This window comes from Reella acinonychis (assembly GCF_052828705.1).
Genome location: NZ_CM128256.1, coordinates 1,172,814 through 1,195,683, shown reverse-complemented (window position 1 = coordinate 1,195,683; position 22,870 = coordinate 1,172,814). Strand labels below are relative to the sequence as shown.

The 22,870-nt window shown below is 40.2% G+C and carries 30 protein-coding genes and 1 tRNA gene; 22 read left to right on the top strand and 9 right to left on the bottom strand.

The features are described 5' to 3' along the window. Positions 1 to 21: 21 nt before the first annotated feature. The 5 genes from infB to ACUXZ4_RS06065 form a co-directional block, all read right to left on the bottom strand. Positions 22 to 2,532, bottom strand: coding sequence for a translation initiation factor IF-2 (gene infB, locus ACUXZ4_RS06085; protein ID WP_464972337.1), 2,511 nt, complete (start codon positions 2,530 to 2,532; stop codon positions 22 to 24). Positions 2,533 to 2,548: 16 nt separating this feature from the next. Then, on the bottom strand, positions 2,549 to 4,081 hold the full coding sequence (gene nusA / locus ACUXZ4_RS06080) for a transcription termination factor NusA (RefSeq protein ID WP_464972336.1): 1,533 nt from the start codon (positions 4,079 to 4,081) through the stop codon (positions 2,549 to 2,551). 35 nt (positions 4,082 to 4,116) lie between these two features. Further along, positions 4,117 to 4,572 carry a ribosome maturation factor RimP gene (gene rimP, locus ACUXZ4_RS06075; protein WP_464972335.1) on the bottom strand — a complete coding sequence of 152 codons (456 nt, stop codon included), beginning with the start codon at positions 4,570 to 4,572 and terminating at the stop codon, positions 4,117 to 4,119. A gap of 175 nt (positions 4,573 to 4,747) precedes the next feature. Further along, positions 4,748 to 4,824: transfer RNA gene (locus ACUXZ4_RS06070), tRNA-Met, on the bottom strand. Positions 4,825 to 4,876: 52 nt separating this feature from the next. Next, positions 4,877 to 4,999: a hypothetical protein gene (locus ACUXZ4_RS06065; RefSeq protein ID WP_464972334.1), complete on the bottom strand. Its 123-nt coding sequence runs from the start codon at positions 4,997 to 4,999 to the stop codon at positions 4,877 to 4,879. Between the two features lie 155 nt (positions 5,000 to 5,154). Here ACUXZ4_RS06065 and ACUXZ4_RS06060 point away from each other — a divergent pair, with 155 nt between their 5' ends. Beyond that, positions 5,155 to 5,718 (top strand): YceB family lipoprotein, encoded by a 564-nt coding sequence (locus ACUXZ4_RS06060; RefSeq protein WP_464972333.1) that lies wholly within the window; start codon positions 5,155 to 5,157, stop codon positions 5,716 to 5,718. A 71-nt stretch (positions 5,719 to 5,789) separates the two neighbouring features. Here the strand turns inward: ACUXZ4_RS06060 and ACUXZ4_RS06055 are convergent, their stop codons facing one another. Further along, positions 5,790 to 8,930 carry a type I restriction endonuclease subunit R gene (locus tag ACUXZ4_RS06055; protein WP_464972332.1) on the bottom strand — a complete coding sequence of 1,047 codons (3,141 nt, stop codon included), beginning with the start codon at positions 8,928 to 8,930 and terminating at the stop codon, positions 5,790 to 5,792. A 291-nt stretch (positions 8,931 to 9,221) separates the two neighbouring features. Between ACUXZ4_RS06055 and ACUXZ4_RS06050 the strand changes: the two genes are divergently transcribed. Beyond that, positions 9,222 to 9,707 carry a transposase gene (locus tag ACUXZ4_RS06050; protein WP_464972331.1) on the top strand — a complete coding sequence of 162 codons (486 nt, stop codon included), beginning with the start codon at positions 9,222 to 9,224 and terminating at the stop codon, positions 9,705 to 9,707. A gap of 140 nt (positions 9,708 to 9,847) precedes the next feature. On the opposite strand, the gene ACUXZ4_RS06045 is transcribed toward ACUXZ4_RS06050, so the two are convergent. From ACUXZ4_RS06045 to ACUXZ4_RS06035, 3 genes are all read right to left on the bottom strand, one after another. Next, positions 9,848 to 10,759, bottom strand: coding sequence for a hypothetical protein (locus tag ACUXZ4_RS06045; protein WP_464972330.1), 912 nt, complete (start codon positions 10,757 to 10,759; stop codon positions 9,848 to 9,850). Beyond that, positions 10,756 to 11,163, bottom strand: a complete 408-nt coding sequence (locus ACUXZ4_RS06040) for a restriction endonuclease subunit S (RefSeq protein ID WP_464972329.1) — start codon at positions 11,161 to 11,163, stop codon at positions 10,756 to 10,758. The genes ACUXZ4_RS06045 and ACUXZ4_RS06040 overlap by 4 nt, the downstream gene beginning before the upstream one ends. A gap of 229 nt (positions 11,164 to 11,392) precedes the next feature. Next, on the bottom strand, positions 11,393 to 12,073 hold the full coding sequence (locus tag ACUXZ4_RS06035; protein ID WP_464972328.1) for an XRE family transcriptional regulator: 681 nt from the start codon (positions 12,071 to 12,073) through the stop codon (positions 11,393 to 11,395). A 231-nt stretch (positions 12,074 to 12,304) separates the two neighbouring features. Here ACUXZ4_RS06035 and ACUXZ4_RS06030 point away from each other — a divergent pair, with 231 nt between their 5' ends. The 20 genes from ACUXZ4_RS06030 (at position 12,305) to ACUXZ4_RS05935 (ending at position 22,869) form a co-directional block, all read left to right on the top strand. Then, on the top strand, positions 12,305 to 12,574 hold the full coding sequence (locus tag ACUXZ4_RS06030; RefSeq protein ID WP_464972327.1) for a helix-turn-helix domain-containing protein: 270 nt from the start codon (positions 12,305 to 12,307) through the stop codon (positions 12,572 to 12,574). 34 nt (positions 12,575 to 12,608) lie between these two features. Then, positions 12,609 to 14,618, top strand: coding sequence for a transposase domain-containing protein (locus tag ACUXZ4_RS06025; protein ID WP_464972326.1), 2,010 nt, complete (start codon positions 12,609 to 12,611; stop codon positions 14,616 to 14,618). 13 nt (positions 14,619 to 14,631) lie between these two features. After that, positions 14,632 to 15,552 carry an AAA family ATPase gene (locus tag ACUXZ4_RS06020; protein ID WP_464972325.1) on the top strand — a complete coding sequence of 307 codons (921 nt, stop codon included), beginning with the start codon at positions 14,632 to 14,634 and terminating at the stop codon, positions 15,550 to 15,552. Next, positions 15,549 to 15,848, top strand: a complete 300-nt coding sequence (locus ACUXZ4_RS06015) for a hypothetical protein (RefSeq protein ID WP_464972324.1) — start codon at positions 15,549 to 15,551, stop codon at positions 15,846 to 15,848. The genes ACUXZ4_RS06020 and ACUXZ4_RS06015 overlap by 4 nt, the downstream gene beginning before the upstream one ends. A 226-nt stretch (positions 15,849 to 16,074) precedes the next feature. Then, the gene (locus ACUXZ4_RS06010; protein WP_464972323.1) at positions 16,075 to 16,593 is read left to right on the top strand and encodes a host-nuclease inhibitor Gam family protein; all 519 of its coding nucleotides are present in this window, start codon (positions 16,075 to 16,077) and stop codon (positions 16,591 to 16,593) included. A 65-nt stretch (positions 16,594 to 16,658) separates the two neighbouring features. Continuing rightward, on the top strand, positions 16,659 to 16,856 hold the full coding sequence (locus ACUXZ4_RS06005; protein ID WP_464972322.1) for an ANR family transcriptional regulator: 198 nt from the start codon (positions 16,659 to 16,661) through the stop codon (positions 16,854 to 16,856). A gap of 2 nt (positions 16,857 to 16,858) precedes the next feature. After that, positions 16,859 to 17,023 carry a hypothetical protein gene (locus ACUXZ4_RS06000; RefSeq protein WP_464972321.1) on the top strand — a complete coding sequence of 55 codons (165 nt, stop codon included), beginning with the start codon at positions 16,859 to 16,861 and terminating at the stop codon, positions 17,021 to 17,023. Continuing rightward, positions 17,020 to 17,181 carry a hypothetical protein gene (locus ACUXZ4_RS05995; RefSeq protein ID WP_464972320.1) on the top strand — a complete coding sequence of 54 codons (162 nt, stop codon included), beginning with the start codon at positions 17,020 to 17,022 and terminating at the stop codon, positions 17,179 to 17,181. Before ACUXZ4_RS06000 ends, ACUXZ4_RS05995 begins: the two co-directional genes overlap by 4 nt. A gap of 66 nt (positions 17,182 to 17,247) precedes the next feature. Next, entirely contained in the window at positions 17,248 to 17,544 is a 297-nt protein-coding gene (locus tag ACUXZ4_RS05990) for a hypothetical protein (protein ID WP_464972319.1), read from the top strand. Then, entirely contained in the window at positions 17,541 to 17,999 is a 459-nt protein-coding gene (locus ACUXZ4_RS05985) for a gp16 family protein (RefSeq protein WP_464972318.1), read from the top strand. The genes ACUXZ4_RS05990 and ACUXZ4_RS05985 overlap by 4 nt, the downstream gene beginning before the upstream one ends. 166 nt (positions 18,000 to 18,165) lie before the next feature. Then, positions 18,166 to 18,546, top strand: coding sequence for a Mor transcription activator family protein (locus ACUXZ4_RS05980; RefSeq protein WP_464972317.1), 381 nt, complete (start codon positions 18,166 to 18,168; stop codon positions 18,544 to 18,546). A 243-nt stretch (positions 18,547 to 18,789) separates the two neighbouring features. Next, positions 18,790 to 19,035, top strand: a complete 246-nt coding sequence (locus ACUXZ4_RS05975) for a hypothetical protein (RefSeq protein WP_464972316.1) — start codon at positions 18,790 to 18,792, stop codon at positions 19,033 to 19,035. Between the two features lie 81 nt (positions 19,036 to 19,116). Continuing rightward, positions 19,117 to 19,662, top strand: coding sequence for an N-acetylmuramoyl-L-alanine amidase (locus ACUXZ4_RS05970; protein ID WP_464972315.1), 546 nt, complete (start codon positions 19,117 to 19,119; stop codon positions 19,660 to 19,662). A 96-nt stretch (positions 19,663 to 19,758) separates the two neighbouring features. After that, entirely contained in the window at positions 19,759 to 19,983 is a 225-nt protein-coding gene (locus ACUXZ4_RS05965) for a DUF2644 domain-containing protein (RefSeq protein ID WP_464972314.1), read from the top strand. Beyond that, entirely contained in the window at positions 19,980 to 20,234 is a 255-nt protein-coding gene (locus tag ACUXZ4_RS05960; RefSeq protein ID WP_464972313.1) for a DUF2681 domain-containing protein, read from the top strand. Before ACUXZ4_RS05965 ends, ACUXZ4_RS05960 begins: the two co-directional genes overlap by 4 nt. After that, positions 20,227 to 20,358, top strand: a complete 132-nt coding sequence (locus tag ACUXZ4_RS05955) for a hypothetical protein (protein ID WP_464972312.1) — start codon at positions 20,227 to 20,229, stop codon at positions 20,356 to 20,358. The genes ACUXZ4_RS05960 and ACUXZ4_RS05955 overlap by 8 nt, the downstream gene beginning before the upstream one ends. Next, the gene (locus ACUXZ4_RS05950) at positions 20,355 to 20,684 is read left to right on the top strand and encodes a DUF2730 family protein (protein WP_464972311.1); all 330 of its coding nucleotides are present in this window, start codon (positions 20,355 to 20,357) and stop codon (positions 20,682 to 20,684) included. The genes ACUXZ4_RS05955 and ACUXZ4_RS05950 overlap by 4 nt, the downstream gene beginning before the upstream one ends. Beyond that, positions 20,681 to 20,974 (top strand): VpaChn25_0724 family phage protein, encoded by a 294-nt coding sequence (locus ACUXZ4_RS05945; protein ID WP_464972310.1) that lies wholly within the window; start codon positions 20,681 to 20,683, stop codon positions 20,972 to 20,974. The genes ACUXZ4_RS05950 and ACUXZ4_RS05945 overlap by 4 nt, the downstream gene beginning before the upstream one ends. Positions 20,975 to 20,996: 22 nt before the next feature. After that, positions 20,997 to 21,569, top strand: coding sequence for a DUF3486 family protein (locus ACUXZ4_RS05940; RefSeq protein ID WP_464972309.1), 573 nt, complete (start codon positions 20,997 to 20,999; stop codon positions 21,567 to 21,569). After that, positions 21,556 to 22,869 (top strand): terminase large subunit domain-containing protein, encoded by a 1,314-nt coding sequence (locus ACUXZ4_RS05935; protein WP_464972308.1) that lies wholly within the window; start codon positions 21,556 to 21,558, stop codon positions 22,867 to 22,869. Before ACUXZ4_RS05940 ends, ACUXZ4_RS05935 begins: the two co-directional genes overlap by 14 nt. The last annotated feature ends 1 nt before the right edge of the window (position 22,870 follow it).

Sequence of the window (22,870 nt, the reverse complement as noted above, 5' to 3'; positions counted from 1 at the left end):
ATACGCCTTTTCTCTTTTATATTAGATTGAACGTTTTACTTCAACCACTTCAAAGACTTCGATTTGGTCGCCGACTTTCACATCATTGTAGTTCTTCACGCCAATACCACATTCCATACCATTACGGACTTCTGATACGTCATCTTTGAAACGGCGGAGAGATTCTAATTCGCCCTCAAAGATCACCACGTTATCACGTAATACGCGGATTGGGTTGTTACGTTTAACCACACCTTCAGTTACCATACAACCTGCAATTGCACCGAATTTCGGATGACGGAAGACATCACGCACTTCAGCTAAACCAATGATTTCTTGTTTGAATTCAGGTTGTAGCATACCGCTCATCGCCGCTTTAATTTCGTTCAACAATTCATAAATGATTGAGTAATAACGTAAATCAATATTTTCGTTTTCAATCACTCGACGCGCTGTCGCATCTGCACGAACGTTAAAGCCAAGTAAGATTGCATTTGATGCTGCTGCTAATGTCGCGTCAGTTTCGGTAATTCCACCTACACCAGAACCTACAACTTTCACTTTAACTTCAGAAGTAGAAAGTTCGTTTAATGATTGGCAGATTGCTTCCACAGAACCCTGTACGTCCGCTTTCACGATGACATTCAATTCAGCCACATCACCTTCAGCCATATTAGTAAACATATTTTCTAATTTCGCTTTTTGCTGACGCGCTAATTTCACATCGCGGAATTTACCTTGACGGTATAAAGCCACTTCACGTGCTTTTTTCTCATCACGCACAACTGTTACTTCATCACCCGCTGAAGGAACGCCAGAAAGACCCAATACCTCAACAGGAATTGATGGACCAGCTTCGGCGATATCTTTACCATTTTCATCACGCATTGCACGCACACGACCATACTCAAAACCACAAAGTACGATATCGCCACGGTTTAATGTACCTGATTGAACAAGGATTGTTGCGACTGGACCACGACCTTTATCAAGGTAAGATTCAATCACCACACCACTTGCCATGCCGTCTTTAACTGCGGTTAATTCCAACACTTCTGATTGTAAAAGAATGGCTTCTAATAAGTCATCAATCCCCATCCCTTTCTTCGCAGAAACAGGGACGAATTGCACATCACCACCAAATTTTTCTGAAATCACTTCGTGTTGTAGTAATTCTTGCTCTACACGATCTGGGTTAGCTTCTGGTTTATCAATTTTGTTCACTGCAACAACAATAGGTGCACCAGCTGCTCGAGCGTGCTGAATCGCCTCGATAGTTTGTGGCATCACACCATCATCCGCAGCCACTACAAGCACCACAATATCCGTTGCTTTTGCACCACGTGCACGCATTGAAGTAAAGGCAGCGTGTCCCGGAGTATCTAAGAAGGTAATCATCTTACCGTCATCCGTTTCCACATGATATGCGCCGATATGCTGCGTAATACCACCCGCTTCGCCTGCAGCTACTTTTGCTTTACGAATATAGTCAAGCAATGATGTTTTACCATGGTCAACGTGACCCATAATGGTGACTACAGGTGCACGAGTCACTTTTTCCGTATTCACATCACGATCTTCCATTAAAGATTCTTCCAATTCATTTTCTTTACGAAGAATCACTTTATGTCCCATTTCTTCTGCAACAAGCTGTGCAGTTTCTTGATCGATCACTTGGTTGATTGTCACCATTTCGCCCATTTTCATCATGGTTTTGATGATTTCAGTCGCTTTTACTGCCATTTTATTCGCAAGTTCTGCAACAGTAATGGTTTCACCGATAATAACATCACGAGAAACTGGCGCCGCTGGTTTGGTAAAGCTTTGCTGTAAGGCACTGCCTTTCTTATTTTGCTTACCTTTACCTTTCATGTCTTTTTGGTTACGACGATCTGATTGGCGCTCATTTTTATTGCCATTTTCATCGTCGCGTCCACCTTTTTTCGCTTTAGCAACTTTATTTTTGCCACCACGATTGCGGTTTTCTTTACGGCGTTCTTCTTCATCTTCCGCTTCAAGCGCATAGCTTGAAGTAAAGCGATAATCTGAGAAATCTTCGCTAGAATGATCCGCACTTTCATTGCGTTCTTCTGCTGCATAACGTTTTGCTTCTTCAGCAGCTTTACGTGCTTGTTCTTCTGCTTTTTGACGCGCTAACTCATCGGCTTTACGACGCAATTCCGCTTCTTCTGCACGACGTTTTTCTTTTTCAGGATCAACCGCTTTTGCCGCTTTTTTCTCAGCTTCCGCTTTGTCCGCTTTAGCTTTTTGTTCCGCTTGTTTTTTTGCTTTCTCTTCAGCTTCACGTTTCGCTTTTGCTTCTGCTTCTAAACGAGCTTTCTCTTCAGCTGCTTTTGCTTCCGCTTCTTGCTTCGCTTTTAATTTTGCCGCTTCTGCTGCTTTTTTTGCCGCTTCCGTATCAATCTTACGTGATTTACGGACTTCTACTTGTACTGTTTTTGCTTTACCGCCATTGGTAGTTGCGCTAACAGTGGTTTTCTCACGACGTTTTAAGCTCAATTTTTTTGGGGCTTCGTTCTGATTATCACTCATTTGATCCTCCTTATTCTTAGCTGAACCAGCAGATATTACGTGCAGCCATAATTAATTCCGCTGCTTTTTCTGCGCTTAGCTCTTCAATATCTGCTAAGTCATCTACACCCTGTTCAGCTAATTCTTCTAGAGTAGTAATTTGTTTCTCAGCAAGTTTAAATGCAATATGGCGTTCCATACCTTCAAGATTTAATAAACGATCTTCAATATGTGCCGCTTCTAATGCTTTTTCTTCTGCAAGTGCGGTTGCTGTAATCACATTTTTCGCACGAGTTTGTAATTCTTCAATTAAATCTTCGTCTTCTAAACCATCAATAGCCGCTAATTCGCTCACTGGCACATAAGCCAATTCTTCCAATGTAGTAAAGCCTTCATCAATTAAAATTTGAGCAAACTCATCATCAATTTCAAGCGCACTCATGAAAAGGTTTAGAATTTTGTTATCTTCTGCTTGGTGTTTTTGATCTAACTCATCGGTTGTCATCACATTTAATGTCCAACCGGTTAATTGTGTCGCTAAACGCACGTTTTGACCATTACGACCAATTGCTTGCGCTAATGCACTAGCTTCAACCGCGATATCCATAGAATGATTGTCTTCATCTACAACGATAGAACTTACATCCGCTGGCGCCATGGCATTAATCACAAATTGTGCCGGATTATCATCCCAAAGTACGATATCCACACGCTCACCACCTAATTCATTAGTAATCGCTTGAACACGCGCACCACGCATACCAACACAAGCACCTACAGGATCGATACGTTTATCACTGCTTTTCACTGCAATTTTCGCACGAGAGCCAGGATCACGAGCTGAACCTTTGATTTCAATAATTTCTTCGCCAATTTCTGGTACTTCTAAACGGAATAATTCTTCTAACATCACAGGTTTAGCTCGAGTCACAAACAATTGAGCACTCTTACTTTCAGGGTTAACTTTGTAAAGTACACCACGCACGCGGTCACCTGGACGGAAGTTTTCACGAGGAATCATATCTTCACGCGTAATCACAGCTTCTGCTTTGGCAGGATCTTCTTTGTTACCAATTAATTCAAGTATAATTGAATCACGATTCACTTTTTTCACTGTACCAATAACAATTTTGCCTTCTTCCGCCATAAATTGTTCAACCACTTTAGAACGTTCAGCATCGCGGATTTTGGTGCTAATCACTTGACGAGCGGTCTGCATTGCAATACGGTCAAAAGCAATAGATTCAATTTGATCTTCAATATATTCGCCTAATTGAATTTCCTCATTATCTAAACGAGCCGCTTCTAAAGTAATTTCTTTTGTTGGATTAACCACTTCTTCAACCACTAACCAACGACGGAAAGTATCAAACTCCCCTGTTTTTGGATCGATAACAACTCGAACATCAATTTCAGAAGGTTTATCCACACCTAAACGCTCTTGCTTTTGCGCGTGTTTTTTCTTAGTTGAAAGGGCAATAGCGCTTTCCAATGCTTCAAAAATCACTTCTCTTGGTAAGGCTTTTTCATTGGACACAGCTTCTGCTGCTAATAAAATCTCTTTACTCATTTTTTCTCCAATTCTTTATCAAAATATGTTAATCATTAAAATTTTGCGACAACGTTGGCTTTTTGAATATTACCAAAAACAAAGGTTTGTTCTTGATTATCAACGATTAAGGTCAGCATATCGTTTTCAATTTTCTCTAATTTACCCTGCCATTTACGACGATCTAACACTGGAATACGCAAATGAATCACGATATCTTGTCCTACATAACGCGCATATTGCGACAAAGTAAATAAAGGACGATCTAAACCTGGCGAAGACACTTCCAAATTGTATTTATCGGCAATAGGATCTTCTACATCTAAAATCGCACTCACTTGACGACTCACGTCAGCACAGTCTTCAACGGTTACACCGCCCTCTTTATCAATGAACAAACAAAGGGTCATAAAACGCCCTGCTCGTTTACATTCAATTCCCCAAAGTTCACAGCCTAAATCTTCTACAGAACCTTGAAGCAAATCTGTTAATTTTTGTTCTAATGTTGCCATTTTTTCTCCACAATAAATTCAAGCTGATATCAAATAAAACAGGGCATTAGCTTGATTTCAGATATAAAAAAAGGGCTTAAAAGCCCAGTATAAAACATCCAAATTTTATGTACAAAAAAACCCAAATACTGCATTTGGGCTTCACTGAACCTTTATTTCCTTTCTGCTTAGAAAGTGGTTGCGGGGGCCGGATTTGAACCGACGGCCTTCGGGTTATGAGCCCGACGAGCTACCAAGCTGCTCCACCCCGCGTCCGAAATATTGGCTGTATTATACGGAAATTTTTTAATAATTCAAGTATTTTTTAAAATCCAATGCCAGTACCGATATTTACACCCGCACCACCAGTACCAATTCCAAAACCGCCACCGACAGTACAACCAGCCACAAGAGCTGCCATCAATACAGCTAACATCATTTTTTTCATTTAATATCCTCCAAACCAATGAAATAATTTCGTGCAATATAATAAAGATGCTAACATTAAGCAAATAATTATTTATTACATCGCTAAAATACATTGCTAAAATATATTACTAAAAAAGTGCGGTGAATTTTCATCAAATTTTTAAAGGATCTTTTATGTTCAACAAAATCAAACTCTTCCTCTTTTTATTACTTGGCTTATGCGTTGCCATGCCAACATTCGCCACACCACTTTCGCTAACAGAACAAGAAGTCAACGACTATCTAGCGAAAAAACACGAAGTACAAGACAAAATCGGTTTCCCGGGTTTATTCAGCATGGATTACAAACTCAAAAATGTGAACGCTAAAATTGGACAAAATAATTCGGGACGTGTCGAATTGAGTGGCTCAGTTGATAGTAGTCTGGTATTACATAAAAAAGCACTGGTGGGAAAATTAAACCTCAGCTTTGACACTATTCCTTATTATGATGCTCAAAAAGGCGCAATTTACCTCAAAGATCTACGTATTCTCAGTTGGTCAGGCGAACCCGATAGCTATATGTCCGAATTACAAAGTATCATGCCATTCCTAAGTCAAAGTATCGCCGCATTACTCGAAAGCATGCCAATTTACACCTTGGATGACACCAAACCACGCGATGTGATTATCAAAAAATTTGCTAAAGGTATTAAAGTTGAACCAGGCAGATTATCTTTAGAAACCAATGTTCTATAAAAAGTGCGGTGGATTTTGGGAAAGTTTTAGGGCGTATTAAATACGCCCTTCTTTTTGCCTAAAAATGATTTTTACTCTTGACTCAACTCATCCGCCAATATTTCTGCTTGTTTCAGCACGTTTTCAATGGCGGCAGCTTGCTGATCGGGCGGGTATTTGTAGCGTTGCAAGGCTCGGCGGACAAGCACACGCATTGCCGCCTGAACGGATTGTTTGAACTGCCAATCAATCGTTACCGAACGGCGGATATTGTCGGTGATTTCCTTCGCTAAGTTTTTCAAAGTATCATCGCCCAGCTCGCGAACGGCACTTTCATTTTGAGCAAGGGTGTCGTAAAACGCCAATTCGCTCGGCGTCAGCCCCAATTGTTCGCCACGTTGTAACTGTTCGTTCAAAAATTGGCTCAAGCGAATCAGCTCTTCAATCACTTCCATCACCGTCAGGCTTTGGTTATGGTATTTGTTCAAGGCTTCTTTAAGCCTTTGTTCGAAGTCTTTTTTCACCGCCAGATTATTGGCGGCTTTGCTGTTGATTTCGCTTTGAACATAACGTTCCAAAGCATTTGCCCACAGTGCTTTTAAGCCGCTTTCACGCACCATTTCCAAAAAATCGTCCGACAACAGATTGATATTCGGCTGTTCTTTTCCAAGCAAACTCACCAAATCCACCACGCCTTCGCTGGTCACTGCTTGGTTGACTAATTTTGCCAACTGCAAAGCCCTGTCAGTATTGCCGCCTGCCACTTTTTCTTTGGAAAGCATCGCACGCACGCCGTCATAAAAGGTGATTTCTTGGCGATAGCTCGCCACTTTCGGCAAAGCGTTGCACAAATTCAAGCCTTGACGGGCTTTTTTTGCCGTCTGCAGAAAAGTTTTCAATCTACGTTGATCGGGCTGCTGCTGGTCTAGGGCTAAAATATGGTTGGCGGCTTGTTGCAATAATACAAACAGCCGCTTGTCGTCCTGCTCCAAAAGTGCGGTGGCAATATCAAAGGTTTTGCCGTCCGACTGTGTGGCAAACTGCCCCCGCAAAATATCCACATATTCGAGCATTTTTTGGAAAACATCTTCCACCTGTGTGGCAGGCTCGCCCTTGCTGCCGGCATTGGTGTAGCGTTTGGTCGCCTCTTTGAGCTGCTCGCTCAAGCCGACATAATCCACGACCAAGCCGCCGTTTTTATGGGCGAACACACGGTTTACCCGTGCAATTGCCTGCATTAAATTATGCCCCTGCATCGGTTTGTCGATATACATTGTATGGCAGCAAGGCGCATCAAAACCGGTCAGCCACATATCCCGCACAATCACCAATTTGAGCGGATCGCTTGGGTCTTTAAAGCGTTTTTCCAGCACCTTTTTCTGCGGCTTTGAGTAAATATGCTGCTGAATATCGGCAGGATCCGACGCACTGCCCGTCATCACAATCTTAATCGCCCCCTGATTGACATCATTAGGGTCGCTGCCCCATTCGGGACGCAGTGCGACGATTTTGTTATACAGCCGCACACAAATTTCCCTGCTTGCCGCCACAATCATCGCCTTGCCGTCTAATAATGCGGTTCGATTTTCAAAATGCTGAACCAAATCTGCCACCAGCTGATCCAAACGGCTATCGTTGCCCAGCAGTTTTTCTTGCAAGCGGAATGCTTTGGGGTTGTCGTTTTCTTCGTCAAATTTGTTCGCCTCTGCCATTAATTCGGCAAACTCGGCACTTTCACCCAAGCGGATTTGGCGTGCTTCGTAATAAATCGGCACCGTCGCCCCGTCTTCCACTGCATCTTTGAGATCGTAAATCGACACATAACGTCCAAACACCGCCCGCGTGTCGCGGTCTTCCAATTCAATCGGCGTGCCGGTAAAACCGATAAATGCTGCAGACGGCAAGGCATCTCGCAAATGTTTGGCATAGCCGATTTTCTGCTGATTGCTCGCCACCCCCTGCGTTTTGTCTAAAGCCATCTGCTGTTTGACAAAGCCATATTGGCTGCGATGGGCTTCATCACTGATCACAATAATATTTTTCCGCCCGTTTAACACAGGATGAGAAAATTCACCTTCTAGCAAAGCGAATTTTTGAATGGTGGTAAAAATAATGCCGCCTGTTTCCCGCTTCGCCAGCTCTTCCCGCAAAGCATCACGCCCGTCTGCCTGCACAGGTTGCTGACGAAGCAATAACTCGCCCTTGCTGAAGGTTTCAAACAATTGCCCGTCCAAATCATTGCGGTCGGTAACCACCACGATGGTCGGGTTTTGTAGCTGCGGTAACGCCAATAATTTTGCCGCATAAAACAGCATTGAAATCGACTTGCCCGACCCTTGCGTATGCCACATCACGCCGATCCGCCCGTCGCCCTGCTCGCTGGTTGCCAATAAAGTGCAGTCCACCGCTTCATTCACACCGTAAAACTGATGGTATGCCGCGATTTTTTTAATCCATTGGCTGCCGTCACGCTCAAACAAAATAAAATTTTGCAGATAATTGAGCAACTGCTCCGGCACAAACAGCCCCTGCACCAAGCCTTCCAACTCGTTTTCAAACACAAGGCGGCGGCTCTTGTTTTTCTCGTCCACCACACGCCAAGGATTGAACCGCTCGAAATTCGCCGTTAGCGACCCAAGCCTAGCATCAATCCCATCGCTAATCACCAACAGCTGATTAAACACAAACAGATCGCCGATTTCCTGCTTATAGGTTTGCAACTGATGAAAAGCATCAGCCAAGGTCGCATTTTCTTTCAGCGGATTTTTCAACTCAAACACCGCCACCGGCAAACCGTTGATATAACAAATCACATCGGGGCGGCGGTTGCCCTTTTTACCTTTAATCGTTAATTGGTTAACCGCCAAAAAACGATTGTTTTGCACTTGAGCAAAATCAATCAGGCGGGCAAATGCCGTTTTTTGCTCGTCGTTGTCCTGATACGCCACCCGCACGCCTTGGCGTAGCCAAAGATACGCCTGCTGATTGCGTGCCGACAGTTCGCTGATATCCGCCCGGCATACCGTCCGCACCACTTCATCCACCGCATCAGACGGCAACTCGGGATTGAGCCGCCCCACCGCTTCACGTAATACAGGCTCAAACACCGCCTGATCGGCAGCCGACCGCCACGCACCGTCCGTTCCAATCTCACGCCCGAAAGCATAATCCCAACCCAATGTCTGCAAGGTATCCAAACAATGCTGTTCTATGGTGTTTTCGTTTATTTTCATTGGTGATCCTTAGATTTCTATAATAATTGCTTATCTGTAGGGTGTATTGCATACGTCCCAAAACCCCAATACCTAACTTCGGGATGAATTCCAATATCGCTAGGGCGTATGCAATATGCTCCTACATTTCTAGGATGTTCGCTATTCTGTGATAATTACCGATTTCATACACATCAAAACAAACCATGATTTTCAAAAGTTTTGTGATCTCTGTCGAAAAAAACAAATACAAAATATACCGAAATTGTATTTTTCACTTATGATTTAAAAAATTGTTAAATATTATTTACTATGCAACATCAACGTAAAAATCCCCGTGCCAATTGGCATAACTATCAAAATGGTACATTTTTTATTACCGTTTGTACCAAACATAAACAACATTTTTTTGGTTCAATTTATAATGAAAAAATGCATTTATCTCCATTGGGTATAAAACTTGATGAAATTATTTCCAACACAATAAACATACGCAAATCACAATATATTGAAATTCCGATTTATGTAATTATGCCGAATCATTTTCACATATTGATAACCTTAAACACGGATTTTGATATTTCACAACACCATTTCCACAGTTCCACACAAAATATCTCAGCAATTATTCGCGGAATTAAAGGTGCATTATCCAGTTATGCGAAACAAAACAATATTCCATTTGAATGGCAATCAAAATTTTATGATCGTATTGTTCGCAATGAACAAGAATTTCATAATGTTTATGAATATATCCAAAATAATGTCATAAATTGGAATAATGATGAACTGTTTTAATTATGTTTTTGGGCGTATGCAATACGCCCCTACATATCTATAATCTCCACCATTCTATGGTAATTCCTCGTCTGTAGGGACGTATTGCATACGTCCCAAATTTCTTACAACGGGTCAGATCTTTGGGGAAATTTGCAAAATTACTCTTTGTTTTTAATTATAGGAATTTTATCAATTAATTTTTCTATAATGATTTGATAACTATCGTTATTTTTATTTTTACTTAAATAATCAACAGGATTATCTTTCATTACATCAATAATTGCTTTTAATAGTTCTTCCTGCATTCTGTTTTTGATTTCTAAATCTTTAGAGCCAAAGTCCCGATCATTTAATGCATTCATATAGTTAATATATGATCTTGCAATTACTCTCTTGTGCAGATAAATTTGTGCAAATTTTCTATCCTGTTTGATTTGCCATATTAGAAATAAAATTACAATCAAAAATGGGGCATAAATCACAAATCGGATAAAAAACTGACCATATACATCACTATGATGGTATATAAAAATATATTTTAAAATATCAGAAATAATAAAGATTGATGAAAGTAAAACTACATAAAACAAAAACTGCTTAAAGAAAAGCCAATTAGCAAACCTTTCATATTCATCACTAAATTCCTTATCTAATTTCCCAATTGAAAATACTTGTCTATTTTGTGCGGACTTATCATTTCTTTCTTTTTCTGCTTTTTGAAATTGACTATCAGATTGCTTATATAATTCAACCCAGAAATTAATATTTGGGATGTCATTGAAATAGATATTTAGTCTTTCAAGGTTATCTATTATTCTCCTTGAGTCTGAATAATTAATGAAATTGATATTTTTTTGAAAAATTTCAGATATTTCTTTAGTCTTTAGATAGATTTCTTCATTACTTTCTATTAAAGCCAATATTGGCTTATTAAAAAACTTATCTAATTCATCAATCAAATTGGAAACTTCTTGCTTGTCATCAAAGTGATCAAAATCAAAACTCTCATAGTTATAAAAAATGTATTTCCAACATTCTAAAATTTTGTCATTATCATAAATAATGGTCATAATTCAATCTCCCCACTCAACAACTTCGGTAACAACAAATCCCTAACTTCAATTAAAAATTCATTTTCACCACTATTTTTTAAAATTTTTTCCAATAAGGGGCTAACATACTGTTCAAATGCAATATGTAAATTATCGGTTGCTTTAATAACAGAATAATTTAACAGCTCATTCGTACTTATATTTGCTTGTGCCGAACCTTTGGCATTTGTTTTTGCATATTCTTTAAATTTTTCTTGCCTAACAGTGCAATATAAAAAATTGTAATAGGTATACTTTTCATGGATACTATTAGGGATAAATTTAGCAACGCGTTGATTTAACATTGCTGATTTATGCTGCGGAATGCGTCCAACTTCTCCAACATATCCTGTTAATCCCACTAAAATATCACCTTCTTGCACATAAAAATTAGTGTACCCAACCACTTAAACTGAGAAATTAGGACTTATGTTGAATTAAACGGGATTATGTGGGCGGAAGGCTTATGGAATGGGGGTTAGTGCGATGCTAGCCCCCTTTTTTATTGGTTGGTTTTAAAATGAGAATTTTTTAAAACTTTTTCAAGAAAGTGGCAAATAACCACTTGAAGTGAGAAATTTAAATATGGCTTTAAAAACCATTAAAATAGGTTTAAAAATCTCGATAGCCTCGAACGACTTGCCCTATTACGATAAGTTCGTTGGCTTCTTCGGCGGTTAGTATAATGGGGGAATAGAATTTGTTGTCACTCAATAGCTTAATGCCATTAAAATCAATCTGCACTTTCTTAACCCACATACTGCCTTGGTGGTTAATCACATAAATTCGCCCTTCTCTTAATTCCTTTTTAGAACGGTCAACAATAATCTCTTCACCGTCTTTTAGCGTTGGATACATACTCTCACCGCTAACTAAAAACATCGCGCAATCGTCTGCTTTTAAGCGTCTTGCAGCTAACCAAGAGGCTTCCACCTTGGTTCTTTCAGATGCTTGTTCATCATTAAATACTCCAAAACCTGCTGAAACTTTTACTTCTCTATAATCATCAATCCAAATAAAGTTATCTTCTTTTTCTGGAATAAAATTTATATCAGGCTTTTTTGCTATTTCTATTTGCCGAGCGCTCTGTCCTGTTACTAACCACTGAAGCTCTACATTACCAGCTTCAGCTATTTTGATTAAATTTAGTCGGGATGGATCAGCTTCGCCTTTCCTCCATCTTGCAATAGTTGATAAGGTTACTCCTGTTTTACGAGCAAATTCACTTGGACCATTTAACTTCTCTATAACTAAATCAATTCTTGCTGGAAAATCATCTTCGTAATTATTCATATCTGAATACCTCTACATGCCGTAATAGTTAATGTTTTATATCTATTACGTTTTCTATTAATAAAAAATACTCCGTAATAGATAATTTAACTGCTTGGTTTATCTGTAATAAACCTAACTTGCAGTACGATATTTAAACAAATAGAACTATAACGGCAAATATTTGCTTGTTATTACTAACTATTACGGTTAATATATACCTCAATAGATACAACAACAAAGGTGTATTAAATGAGTGTATTAAGAACATCAAAAAAAACCGTAGAACAAGACTGGCATAGAGCAGATATTCTAGCGGAATTAAAAAAATGTGGTTGGTCGTTACGAGCTTTAGCCAAAGAAGGAAATGTTAGTTATAACACACTGAAATCTGTTTTGGATAAACCCTACCCTAAAATGGAAAGATTGATAGCTAATGCTATAGGAATTTCTCCAGAAATTATTTGGGCAGGGCGTTTCGCTGAACGTAACAAACGACCTATGTTGCACAATAAGTTCTGATTTTAACCATAAAAGTTATAAAAAGGAAACATTTATGGAAAAAATGGCTTTAAAAACTCATTATTCTGTATATGAATTAGCTGATTTTAATTTAACAGCTTTACCTAAAGCACCTAAAAATATTTTAGAAAAAGCCAAAAGAGAAAACTGGCAATCACGCAAACGCAAAGGTAAAGGTGGCGGACTTGAATATGCTCTCATCTCTTTACCTGAAAATGTGCAAGCTGAAATAGCTATCAAACAAAGTCAACAGGTTAAACTTGCTCCTGTCATCGCACAGCCACAGCCGACCTTAGATGCTCAAATACTTTGGCAAAGCTATGAACAAGCCACAACAAAAACACAGAACAAAGCAAAATCCAAACTCAGTGCCATATTGGCGTTAGCTGCTTTAGTTGATGCTGGTATCAACCTCATGGAGGCATTAGCGCTTGTTTGTCACAAACATAACCAATCTTGTGCTGATACAAATGAAAAAACTATTTCAACTGGCTCATTAAAACGCTGGTGGTATCAAGTAAAAGATAGCGACAGAGAACTATGGCTGCCACTGCTTATTACCACGCAAGGTCAAAATGGCGAAAATCGCGAAGCAGAATTCACCCCACAAGCTTGGGCATTTTTCAAAGCGGATTATTTCAGACCTGAACGCCCACAATTTGGCAGTTGTTATGAACGTTTAAAACGCGCAGCTGCAGCAAATGGTTGGACTATCCCTAGTTTATCAAGCATTAAACGCAAAATTGAACGTGAAATTCCTCGCATTCATCAGGTGTATTTACGCAAAGGCGAATATGCCATGAGCCGAATGTATCCCTCATTAATCCGCTCTGTTGAAAGTATTGAGGCAATGGAATGGATCAATGGCGATGGTTATAAACATAACGTCTGGGTGGAATGGCATAACGGCGATATTTTACGCCCGAAAACGTGGCTCTGGCAGGATGTACGTACACGCATGATCTTGGGCTATCGCTGCGATGCCAGTGAAAACACCAATATGATCCGTCTAGCCTTATTAGATGTAATTAACAAATATGGCATACCAAAACATTTAACCATAGATAACACCAAAGCTGCCGCGAACAAGAAAATGACAGGTGGTGTTAAAAATCGTTATCGCTTTAAAGTGCGTGAAGATGAAGTGCAAGGCATTATCCCTGCGTTAGGCATTGAGTTGCACTGGACAACAGTGCGTTATGGCAGAGGTCGCGGTCAAGCAAAACCAATAGAACGTGCGTTTTCACATGGAGGTTTAGGCGAATTAATTGATAAACACCCCGCTTTAGCGGGTTATCACGCAGGTGAAAATGCACTGGATAAACCTGACAACTATCAAGGCAACAAAGCTGGTGCGAAATATGAGGATTTTATTTTAGCACTAGAAGAAGGCATCCAAATGTTTAACGAGCGTCTTAAACGTGAAACAGAAGTTTGTCGCGGTGAATTGAGTTTTAAACAAGCCTTTGAACGCGATTTTGCCTTAGCACAAAAACGCTACGCCACACCAGAACAACTGCGCTTCTTGCTCACATTACATGAAGAAGTCCGCTTAGAAGATAACGGCACATTTGTACTGAAAGCAGGTGGCAAAGTCAACAACCTATACAACCGCTACGAAGCGTATGAATTAATCGGCATAAATCATCGCAAAGTGGTTGTGCGATATGACCCGAACAACCTACACGACAAAGTATGGGTATATAGCCTTGAGGGCGAATATCTCGCCGAAGCGACTTGCTCATTAGATGCCGCATTTGGTGATACCCAAGCAGCGCAAGACCATAGTCGTAAAGAACGCGAATTTGTACGCCATAACAAACGTGCAGCAAAAGCTGCATTGGAAATGGATATACAAGAAGCGGCACGTTATCTACCTGATGTTGAAATTGATGACAGTCCAATTGAGCCAAAAATTTGGGATGAAATACAAACTGTCGGCAATGTATATCGCAAGGTAGAAATCGTTGAAGAGGAAGAAACGGACAATGACGATGCTTTTTACAAAGGATTGGCAATGTTGAAACAAGAAAAAGGGCTTTAAAGGAGTGTTATAGATGAGTTTAGTTGAGCAAATCAAACAAATTATGGTGCAAACAGACATTAGTCAGGCACAGATCGCAAAAGAGATTGGCTACACCTCAGCAGTATTAAGTAGTTATTGTAACGGGCGCTACAAAGGCGACGTACAAGGCGTAGAACGAGCAATCGAAAACTGGTTAAAAAGCCGAGAGCAAAAACAAAAAATCTTTGTGGATGCACCGCACTTTATTGAAACCGAAACCGCGAAAAAAGTCTGGTCTGCGTTAGATATGGCGAGATTACTTAACACCATGGTTACCATTTACGGAGCCAGTGGTGTAGGTAAAACCAAAGCCAGTCAAGAATATGCCAAAACATATAGCAATGTGTGGATGATTACTGCGAGTCCTGCGCGTGCCACCCTAAGCAGTATTTTATATGAGTTAGCCTTAGAGCTAGGCGTTAATGATGCACCACGTCGTAAAGACAAATTAAGCCGCGTGATTTGTAAAAAATTAAAAGGCACACAGGGATTAGTCATTATTGATGAAAGTGACCATCTCCCTTATGACGCGTTAGAAGAAATTCGCATCATTCAAGAAGAATGTGAGGTCGGTATTGCGTTAATAGGCAATGACAAAGTGTACACAAGAATTCAAGGTGGCATCAATCAAGCCCATGAATACGCACGCCTTTGGTCGCGTGTTGGTCGCCACTTCCCTTTTAAACGCACCTTAAAAAATGACATCAAGGCAATTGCTAAGGCTTGGGGATTAGATAACAGCGACAAAGGTTTAATGGACGTCTTATTTGATATTGGTGGTAAAAGTGGCGGTTTGCGTAGCCTCACGCAATGTTTGCGCCTTGCCGCTATTAGCGCAAAAGGACAAGGTAGCCACCTTAATTTAGAGCTGATTTTAAATGCATTAGCGGACTTAAAAGGAGAAGCAAAATGATCTTACTTGACCATCCAAACTCAGTGTTAAGAGGTAATAACAAACTCACAGTGGAATATCTAAATCAAGTGCAAAAATGCGTTGAAAAACTGGATGAAATGGGGCTTACGGTCACCAATATCCACTTTGAAAGAATTAAACCCACAGTGCGAGTTAAAACCTGTACGCAAACGAAAACCTTGCAAAAAAACAAACAAGCCATCTGTTTTATTAAAGGTAACGATGGCGAACGCTTTAACGAATTTCAGATGCTTGTCGAAGGCATCCGCGTTATCTGGCGAGATTATTTACATTAGGAGGAAACATAAAAAAAACAATCGTCATTCTCACCGCATTTTTGTTGATAGGCTGCGGCGATGTAAAAAGTTACATAAAGGAAGTCTGTATTGGTGGTGTCGTTTATTTGGTTTATAACGGCTTTAAACAAGGTGGCATCACCCCGAAAATCAACGCAGATTATTACCCACATACCTGCAACACACAAACAACAGCTATACCACAATAACCAACAGGAGAAAAAACATGGCTAAAAAAGCAACCCGAATTAAAACCGACACCCACGCAGTGCGCCTACAAAGTCGTGACGACGTGGAGTTGGCAATTAAACAAATCGGCGACTTACAGCGTCAACTTGAACAAACCGCCATCGAACAAAACAACGAACTGGCAGCTATCACCGAAAAATATGCCCCCGCATTGACCGCACTTAAAGAGCAAATTGAGCCAGTGCAACAGGCGGTGCAAGCATGGTGCGAAAGCCGACGGGATGAACTTACGCAAAATGGCAAAACCAAAACAGGCGTATTTAACACAGGCGAAGTGCAATGGCGCCAACGTCCACCAAGTGTGGCAGTACGCGGTGCAGACAGCGTGATTGAAAGTTTAAAAACTCTCGGATTAGTGCGTTTTATCCGCACCAAAGAAGAAGTTAACAAAGAAGCCATGCTTAATGAGCCAGAGTTAGCCAGCACAGTGGCAGGCGTCACTATTAAAACTGGCGTGGAAGATTTTGTCATTACCCCGTTTGAGCAGGAAGTTTAAAACCCTTTTCAAAGCCCTTTTAAAAGGGGCTTTTATAAAGTGTTTTAACCAATAAAGGAGCCAACATGAACCCAGAGCAACGACGCCGATTTGATTATTACAGCAGAAATGCAGCAGAAAATGAACGCCAAGGCAGATATATGGACGCCATGCAACAATGGTCATCTGCAGCGCGTATTGCACAAAATCCTGAAAACCGAAACTGGTGCCAAGCGCGTTATGAATGGTGCCACCGAATGATAACCCGACCTTATGAGGACTAATTATGCCTAAGTATGTAGCCAGATTATATTGCGTAGTCGAAGTCACCGTTGAGGCAGAGAGCATTGAACAAGCCATGCGGCAATGCGATCTCAACGACACTGAATTAAACAGCCTACCGCACAATATTTGTGAAGTAGATGATGTGATTGAGTTGGAGGAGCTATGACAAAACATGATATTGCCCAAGAAGTGATTGATATCCAAACTATCTTGGAATGTGCCAAAGACTGCGCCCTCGAAGATAAATTACAAGATGCCAAGCAATTACTCAACACCGCGTTGTTGGAAATAAAAAAACTCGGCATACAAATTAGCGCAAACTAAAAAACGTAGGATAGGCTTTAGCCTATCAATAATCTAAATAAGAACAAATTAACAAGGGGAAAACAAATGACAAAAGATGAATTTTTTGAAAAAAATTCTTTAGCTGGTAGTTTGGCTATATTGGCTTTAGATGAAAATGACGATAGTGCAAACTTTTGTTATAACGGTTTGCTACTTTATAGAGAACTTACATTAGAAGAATGTTTTGAAAAAATGTTCGATGGAGATCCTGGGATAATAGATGATATGACCGAAGACTTTTACTTAGATTGGATTATAAGTGAATTACAAGGAACAATTGCAAGAGCTAAGAGAGCCAAACAATTTGTCAAAGAGTTAAAAAAATCAATAAAGGCTAAATGAGCATGCACTACACCAAACCCAAATTAATCCAGCTCATTCACATTGCTAAGCAACGCTTAGCAATGGATGAATATACTTATCGTACCCTGCTATTGCGCATAACAAATAAAGAAAGCACAAAGGAAATGACAATAACGGAGCTGATGAAAGTTTTTGAGGAAATGAAGAAAAAAGGTTTTAAACCAACCAGCAGACGCCATCATTCACCACGCACACATCAAGCAACAGCGCGTAGCAACATCGCCAGTAAAATTCGTGCAATTTGGATTGATATGGCGAAACAAGGCAAAGTGCGAGATGGTTCAGAACAAGCGCTCAATACTTGGGTGCGTTCTGTCGCCAACCCAATACTGCAGCAACAAAACAGACCGATTGCATTAAATGTCGGGGCGCTAGAAGATGATATAGCAACAATAGTGTTAGAGCGTTTGAAAAAATGGCAAACCAGAGAATAATTCAAATTGATAATAACTTTTTTAACCGTCAGAAATGGCGGTTTTTTATTATAATTCAATATGTTATTTTTAACTATGTTCTAGGTTGTTAAAATATTTCACATCAAGCGGAACAAAAACGATATAATTTTAACCAGTATAAAAGCCATAAGATGAGGGAGGCAAAATGAATGAACAAATTGAAGTGTTTGAGGAAAAAGCCCCTGAAATATTAGCGGATTTAGCCAAACACATTGAAACAGAATTAATCGAAAAAGTAGCAGCAAATGATGATTGCTGGCATGAAAAAGCAAAACAAATTAGTGTAGAAATCGCCCACAAAATAGCACATGCTTGGGGCGGTGAGGTTATTTATATCCCACGCAACCTTGTCCTTATCCTCAGCGAGCGAGACCGACAAATTTGGCGAGAATTTAATGGTTCAAATCATCGTGAGTTAGCGCGCAAATATGATGTGTCTATGGCATGGATTTATCAAATCGTGAAGAAAATGCGCAAAGAAGAAATCGCGAGAAGACAAATAGCGATGTTTCCTGATGAAAATTGACTTTAGTCAAGAAAATACGCCTAAAAGGGCGTTTTTTTATAGGAAAAGTAAACAATAGGTGTAAGATTATTATGTCATTTACTATGGAGAATTAATATGAAGAAATTACTAATAGTTGCATTAAGTTCATTGGCTATTACTGCTTGTGGAGAAAAATAAATTACCACCTCGGATCTTGTTTCAACATTAAAAAGTAGCGGTATTGAAATAAATGACGTAAAAGATCTAAAAGCTGATGAATTTATGGTAAAAGGGTTCAAGGAGCGTTTTGCATTTTCTATTCCAGAAGTTGCCCCTAAAGGAGGGCAAGCTTTTATTTGTGGAGAAAAAATGCATTGTGATCCTGTATATGCTTATTTTAATGCATTAAAAGATTTAGCAGGTCCATATTTATATCAATCGCCTAATGGTAAGGTGGTTATTCAGTTAAATTCAGGATTAACTCCAGAAACAGCTCAAAAACTAGAGCAAGCGATTAAAAAGTATTAGCCATTCTTTAAATCGCTTTAATATTCCAATTTAACTCTCTGTTTTAAACTCCCTTTAAATCAAATTTAAAGGGAGTTTTTTATGGCATTACCTATCAATAAAATCGTCATCCATTGTTCTGCCACTCAAAATGGTAAACAGCTTGGCAGTGCAACAGAGTCCGCCGCACAAGTTATTAACCGATGGCATGCCAAACGAGGCTTTAAACGCCATCCTATCCGAATTAAACAATTCAATGCGCACTTAAAACATATTGGATATCACTTTGTTATCGATACAGATGGCACTCTCACAACGGGTCGTCAAGTTGGCGAAACGGGCGCACATGTACAAGGACATAATCTGAACTCTATCGGGATTTGCCTTGTTGGCGGCATTACTCCTGAAGGTAAAAAACATGGTGAATACACGCCAGCACAATGGCGCACCCTGCATCAATTATTGCGTCATCTCGAAAGCCAATACCCTCATGCACGTATTTGTGGGCATCGTGATCTTAGTCCTGATTTAAATGGCGATGGCACTGTTAGCCCAAATGAATGGTTAAAGGCTTGCCCTTGCTTTGATGTGTGGCAATGGTTAGACAGTGAACAAGTGATTAATTATGAGCATTTATTCGAGGGGTAACATGAAAAAAATGAGCCGTAACGCCAAGCGTAATAAACAATTAAACAAAGGTTTAACTGCAGCAACATACTTCTATCGTATTTGGGGACGATAATAATGAAACTGAAAGAATTAATCACTAATGACAATGGTCGCCTTTCAACTACTGCATTCATCCAATTCTTTGGTGCATTGTTAATGGCGATTATTCTCGCCTACTCGGTTTATTTGGATCGGTCAAATGTATCTGAATTATTTATGACATTCGCTATTTTTTGTGGCGGTGGCGTGGCAACAAAAGGTTTTGCCAATGCCTTAAGTAATCGAGGAAGAGAACAATGAACATCCTGATTATCGTCTTAATAGTTATTGGCATCTTATTTTTCTTATTTTGCTCTTGGAAATTGAAACAAGCCAACCAGCGAATAGATGACTTGTTCAAGGAAAACCAACAATTACAAACCGAAAAAGAGATTGCGGTAACCCAAGTGAAAAATCATCAAGTAAGGAAACAATATGAACAAAACTCACGTCATTCTGACCGCACTTCTGTGCTTGACAGCTTGCACACCGAAGGCGACTTACGTGATTAATAACAGTTGTGCAGGTTTTAGTCTTATTACAGCAAGCCGACAAGATACAACCGAAACATTGCGTCAAATCTTAGTGCATAACCGCACCTATCGTGCCATCTGTGAAGCTGAGGATAAGAAATGACGGAAATACTTGATTTTGTCCAAAAGCATTGGGCGATTGTCATGGCAATTTGTGGTGCAGTATGGACGTATTTTTGGCTAACCATGGACAGTAAGTATGCACGCAAATCGGATGTATCCGAGTTGCGTAGAGCCATAGCAGACAATGAACGGAATTTATCCGAAATTAAAGGGGAATTACGCCACTTGCCCACTACTGCTGATGTGGCTAATTTGCGGTTATCTATATCAGAAATGAAAGGCGAAACTAAAGCATTGAATGCCACAGTGCAAAGTTTGATCCATCAGGTAGAGTTGCTTGTAGAGAAAGAGGTTAATAAAGAATGAGAAAAGATATTTTCGCGCAAGATCAGCGCCTAGTTATATTACGATCATTAGTGGAAGCAGGCTATGATGCCAACGAATCTATCTTAGATGATTGTTTATCTTTATATGGTCATCATATTAGCCGCGATTTAGTTCGTAACCATTTAAATTGGTTAGAAGAACAAGGACTAATTACCATTGAGCGATTGCAGAATGATTTTATGGTCGCAAGAATTACGCAAAGAGGTTTAGATGTCGCCAATGGCGAAGCTCAGGTTGATGGCGTAAAACGCCCTCGCCCTCGAACTTAAACTAGATTTTAAGGAGTTTTAAATGACAAATAAAACAACTCGAGGGCGTGCTAGCAAAGTGGATTTGTTACCACCGAATATCAAAACCCAACTGGCGATGATGTTGCGTGATAAACAATTCTCGCAGGCTCAAATACTTGAAGAGATTAACGACTTGATCCGAGATTGTGGTTTGAATGAAAGTTATTGCTTAAGTAAAACAGGCTTAAATCGTTATGCAAACCGAATGGAACAACTCGGGGCAAAAATCCGCCAAGCACGTGAAGTGGCAGAAGTTTGGACAAAACAATTTGGTGAAATGCCCCAAACCGATATTGGCAAAGCCTTAATGGAAATGGTTAAACAAATTGCCTTTGAAACGTCACTGAAATTAGGTGAGCAAGACGGTGGTATTGAGCCTAAACAGTTGGCATTGCTGTCATCTGCCATTCAGCGCCTAGAGCAAGCGGAAAGTTTGAGTTTTAAACGCGAACAAGCTATTCGTCAGGAAACCATTAAACGTGCGGCGGAAGCAGTTGAAGAAGCAGGAAAACGAACTGGGGCGAATATGGATGATGTAGCCAAAATGGTAAAAGCAGTTTATGGAATCGAATAACACAATCCTCTATGAATATCAACGTCGTTGGCTCCAAGATGAAAGTCGATTTAAGGTTGCCATGTTCTCACGACAATCAGGTAAAACCTTTACCACGACACTAGAGATTGTCTTGGACTGTTTAGAAGCAGAAGCAAAAGGCGAGAAAACCCGTTGGGTTATCCTTTCTCGTGGTGAACGCCAAGCAAAAGAAGCCATGAATGAGGGGGTAAAGCGCCACCTTGAAGCTATGGGGATTGTTTGTGAAGTATTAGAGGTGCCTTTTAAAGAAGATACAACTATCAATGCCCTTGAAGTTACCTTCCCCAATGGCTCAAAAATCACCGCACTACCCGCCAATCCTGATACTGCTCGTGGTTTCTCAGCAAATGTCTTTTTAGATGAATTTGCCTTTCATCAAGATAGTCGCGAAATTTGGAAAGCGCTCTTCCCCGTTATATCTGCTGGTTGGAAATTACGCGTGGTATCCACCCCAAACGGGAAAGGTAATAAATTCTATGAATTGATGACCGATTTACAAAATACCGAATGGTCACGTCATAAAGTGGATATTTATCAAGCTGTAGCAGATGGTTTGCCTCGTAATATTGAGCAGTTGCGCAAAGGCTTAAATGATGAAGACGCATGGGCGCAAGAATTTGAACTCAAATGGTTAGATGAAGCAAGCAGCTGGTTATCTTACGATTTAATTGACGGTGTTGAACATCCTCAAGCAGGTATTCCAGAACACTACACTGGTAACCCCTGTTTTGTGGGAATGGATATTGCCGCGCGCAATGACTTAACGGTGATTTGGGTAATCGAACAAGTAGGCGATGTTTATTGGACTCGTGAAATTATTACCCTAAAACGCACCGCACTTCGTGAGCAACTCAGTGAACTTGAGCGCGTATTTGCCGAATATCATGTTATTTCCGCCTACTTAGACCAAACAGGTATGGGTGAAAAAATGGTGGAAGATGCGCAATATACCCATGGTAAAAACCGCGTACAAGGCATGCTGTTTAATGTAGCAACAAAACTCAATATGGCAACCATCGGCAAAAATGCCTTTGAAGACCGTAAAATCCGTATCCCTCAAGGCGACAATGCCCTACGAGAAGATTTGCACAAGCTCAAAAAAGTGATGGGTTCAACAGGACAGCCACGCTTTATTGCAGAAAGTGATAGTCAAGGACATGCCGATAGAACATGGGCGTGTTTTTTAGCGCTCACAGCGGCGCAAGATGCCGTAGTTACCCCAATAAAAGCGCATAGCCGCAAAGCGAGAACTACTACAAAAATAACAGAAGGTTATTAAT

What these genes read in the sequence shown, in the direction of transcription:
- infB (WP_464972337.1), bottom strand. Translation starts at nt 2,532, where the DNA reads ATGAGTGATAATCAGAACGAAGCCCCAAAAAAATTGAGCTTAAAACGT.
- nusA (WP_464972336.1), bottom strand. Translation starts at nt 4,081, where the DNA reads ATGAGTAAAGAGATTTTATTAGCAGCAGAAGCTGTGTCCAATGAAAAA.
- rimP (WP_464972335.1), bottom strand. Translation starts at nt 4,572, where the DNA reads ATGGCAACATTAGAACAAAAATTAACAGATTTGCTTCAAGGTTCTGTA.
- ACUXZ4_RS06065 (WP_464972334.1), bottom strand. Translation starts at nt 4,999, where the DNA reads ATGAAAAAAATGATGTTAGCTGTATTGATGGCAGCTCTTGTGGCTGGT.
- ACUXZ4_RS06060 (WP_464972333.1), top strand. Translation starts at nt 5,155, where the DNA reads ATGTTCAACAAAATCAAACTCTTCCTCTTTTTATTACTTGGCTTATGC.
- ACUXZ4_RS06055 (WP_464972332.1), bottom strand. Translation starts at nt 8,930, where the DNA reads ATGAAAATAAACGAAAACACCATAGAACAGCATTGTTTGGATACCTTG.
- ACUXZ4_RS06050 (WP_464972331.1), top strand. Translation starts at nt 9,222, where the DNA reads ATGCAACATCAACGTAAAAATCCCCGTGCCAATTGGCATAACTATCAA.
- ACUXZ4_RS06045 (WP_464972330.1), bottom strand. Translation starts at nt 10,759, where the DNA reads ATGACCATTATTTATGATAATGACAAAATTTTAGAATGTTGGAAATAC.
- ACUXZ4_RS06035 (WP_464972328.1), bottom strand. Translation starts at nt 12,073, where the DNA reads ATGAATAATTACGAAGATGATTTTCCAGCAAGAATTGATTTAGTTATA.
- ACUXZ4_RS06030 (WP_464972327.1), top strand. Translation starts at nt 12,305, where the DNA reads ATGAGTGTATTAAGAACATCAAAAAAAACCGTAGAACAAGACTGGCAT.
- ACUXZ4_RS06025 (WP_464972326.1), top strand. Translation starts at nt 12,609, where the DNA reads ATGGAAAAAATGGCTTTAAAAACTCATTATTCTGTATATGAATTAGCT.
- ACUXZ4_RS06020 (WP_464972325.1), top strand. Translation starts at nt 14,632, where the DNA reads ATGAGTTTAGTTGAGCAAATCAAACAAATTATGGTGCAAACAGACATT.
- ACUXZ4_RS06015 (WP_464972324.1), top strand. Translation starts at nt 15,549, where the DNA reads ATGATCTTACTTGACCATCCAAACTCAGTGTTAAGAGGTAATAACAAA.
- ACUXZ4_RS06010 (WP_464972323.1), top strand. Translation starts at nt 16,075, where the DNA reads ATGGCTAAAAAAGCAACCCGAATTAAAACCGACACCCACGCAGTGCGC.
- ACUXZ4_RS06005 (WP_464972322.1), top strand. Translation starts at nt 16,659, where the DNA reads ATGAACCCAGAGCAACGACGCCGATTTGATTATTACAGCAGAAATGCA.
- ACUXZ4_RS06000 (WP_464972321.1), top strand. Translation starts at nt 16,859, where the DNA reads ATGCCTAAGTATGTAGCCAGATTATATTGCGTAGTCGAAGTCACCGTT.
- ACUXZ4_RS05995 (WP_464972320.1), top strand. Translation starts at nt 17,020, where the DNA reads ATGACAAAACATGATATTGCCCAAGAAGTGATTGATATCCAAACTATC.
- ACUXZ4_RS05990 (WP_464972319.1), top strand. Translation starts at nt 17,248, where the DNA reads ATGACAAAAGATGAATTTTTTGAAAAAAATTCTTTAGCTGGTAGTTTG.
- ACUXZ4_RS05985 (WP_464972318.1), top strand. Translation starts at nt 17,541, where the DNA reads ATGAGCATGCACTACACCAAACCCAAATTAATCCAGCTCATTCACATT.
- ACUXZ4_RS05980 (WP_464972317.1), top strand. Translation starts at nt 18,166, where the DNA reads ATGAATGAACAAATTGAAGTGTTTGAGGAAAAAGCCCCTGAAATATTA.
- ACUXZ4_RS05975 (WP_464972316.1), top strand. Translation starts at nt 18,790, where the DNA reads ATGGTAAAAGGGTTCAAGGAGCGTTTTGCATTTTCTATTCCAGAAGTT.
- ACUXZ4_RS05970 (WP_464972315.1), top strand. Translation starts at nt 19,117, where the DNA reads ATGGCATTACCTATCAATAAAATCGTCATCCATTGTTCTGCCACTCAA.
- ACUXZ4_RS05965 (WP_464972314.1), top strand. Translation starts at nt 19,759, where the DNA reads ATGAAACTGAAAGAATTAATCACTAATGACAATGGTCGCCTTTCAACT.
- ACUXZ4_RS05960 (WP_464972313.1), top strand. Translation starts at nt 19,980, where the DNA reads ATGAACATCCTGATTATCGTCTTAATAGTTATTGGCATCTTATTTTTC.
- ACUXZ4_RS05950 (WP_464972311.1), top strand. Translation starts at nt 20,355, where the DNA reads ATGACGGAAATACTTGATTTTGTCCAAAAGCATTGGGCGATTGTCATG.
- ACUXZ4_RS05945 (WP_464972310.1), top strand. Translation starts at nt 20,681, where the DNA reads ATGAGAAAAGATATTTTCGCGCAAGATCAGCGCCTAGTTATATTACGA.
- ACUXZ4_RS05940 (WP_464972309.1), top strand. Translation starts at nt 20,997, where the DNA reads ATGACAAATAAAACAACTCGAGGGCGTGCTAGCAAAGTGGATTTGTTA.
- ACUXZ4_RS05935 (WP_464972308.1), top strand. Translation starts at nt 21,556, where the DNA reads ATGGAATCGAATAACACAATCCTCTATGAATATCAACGTCGTTGGCTC.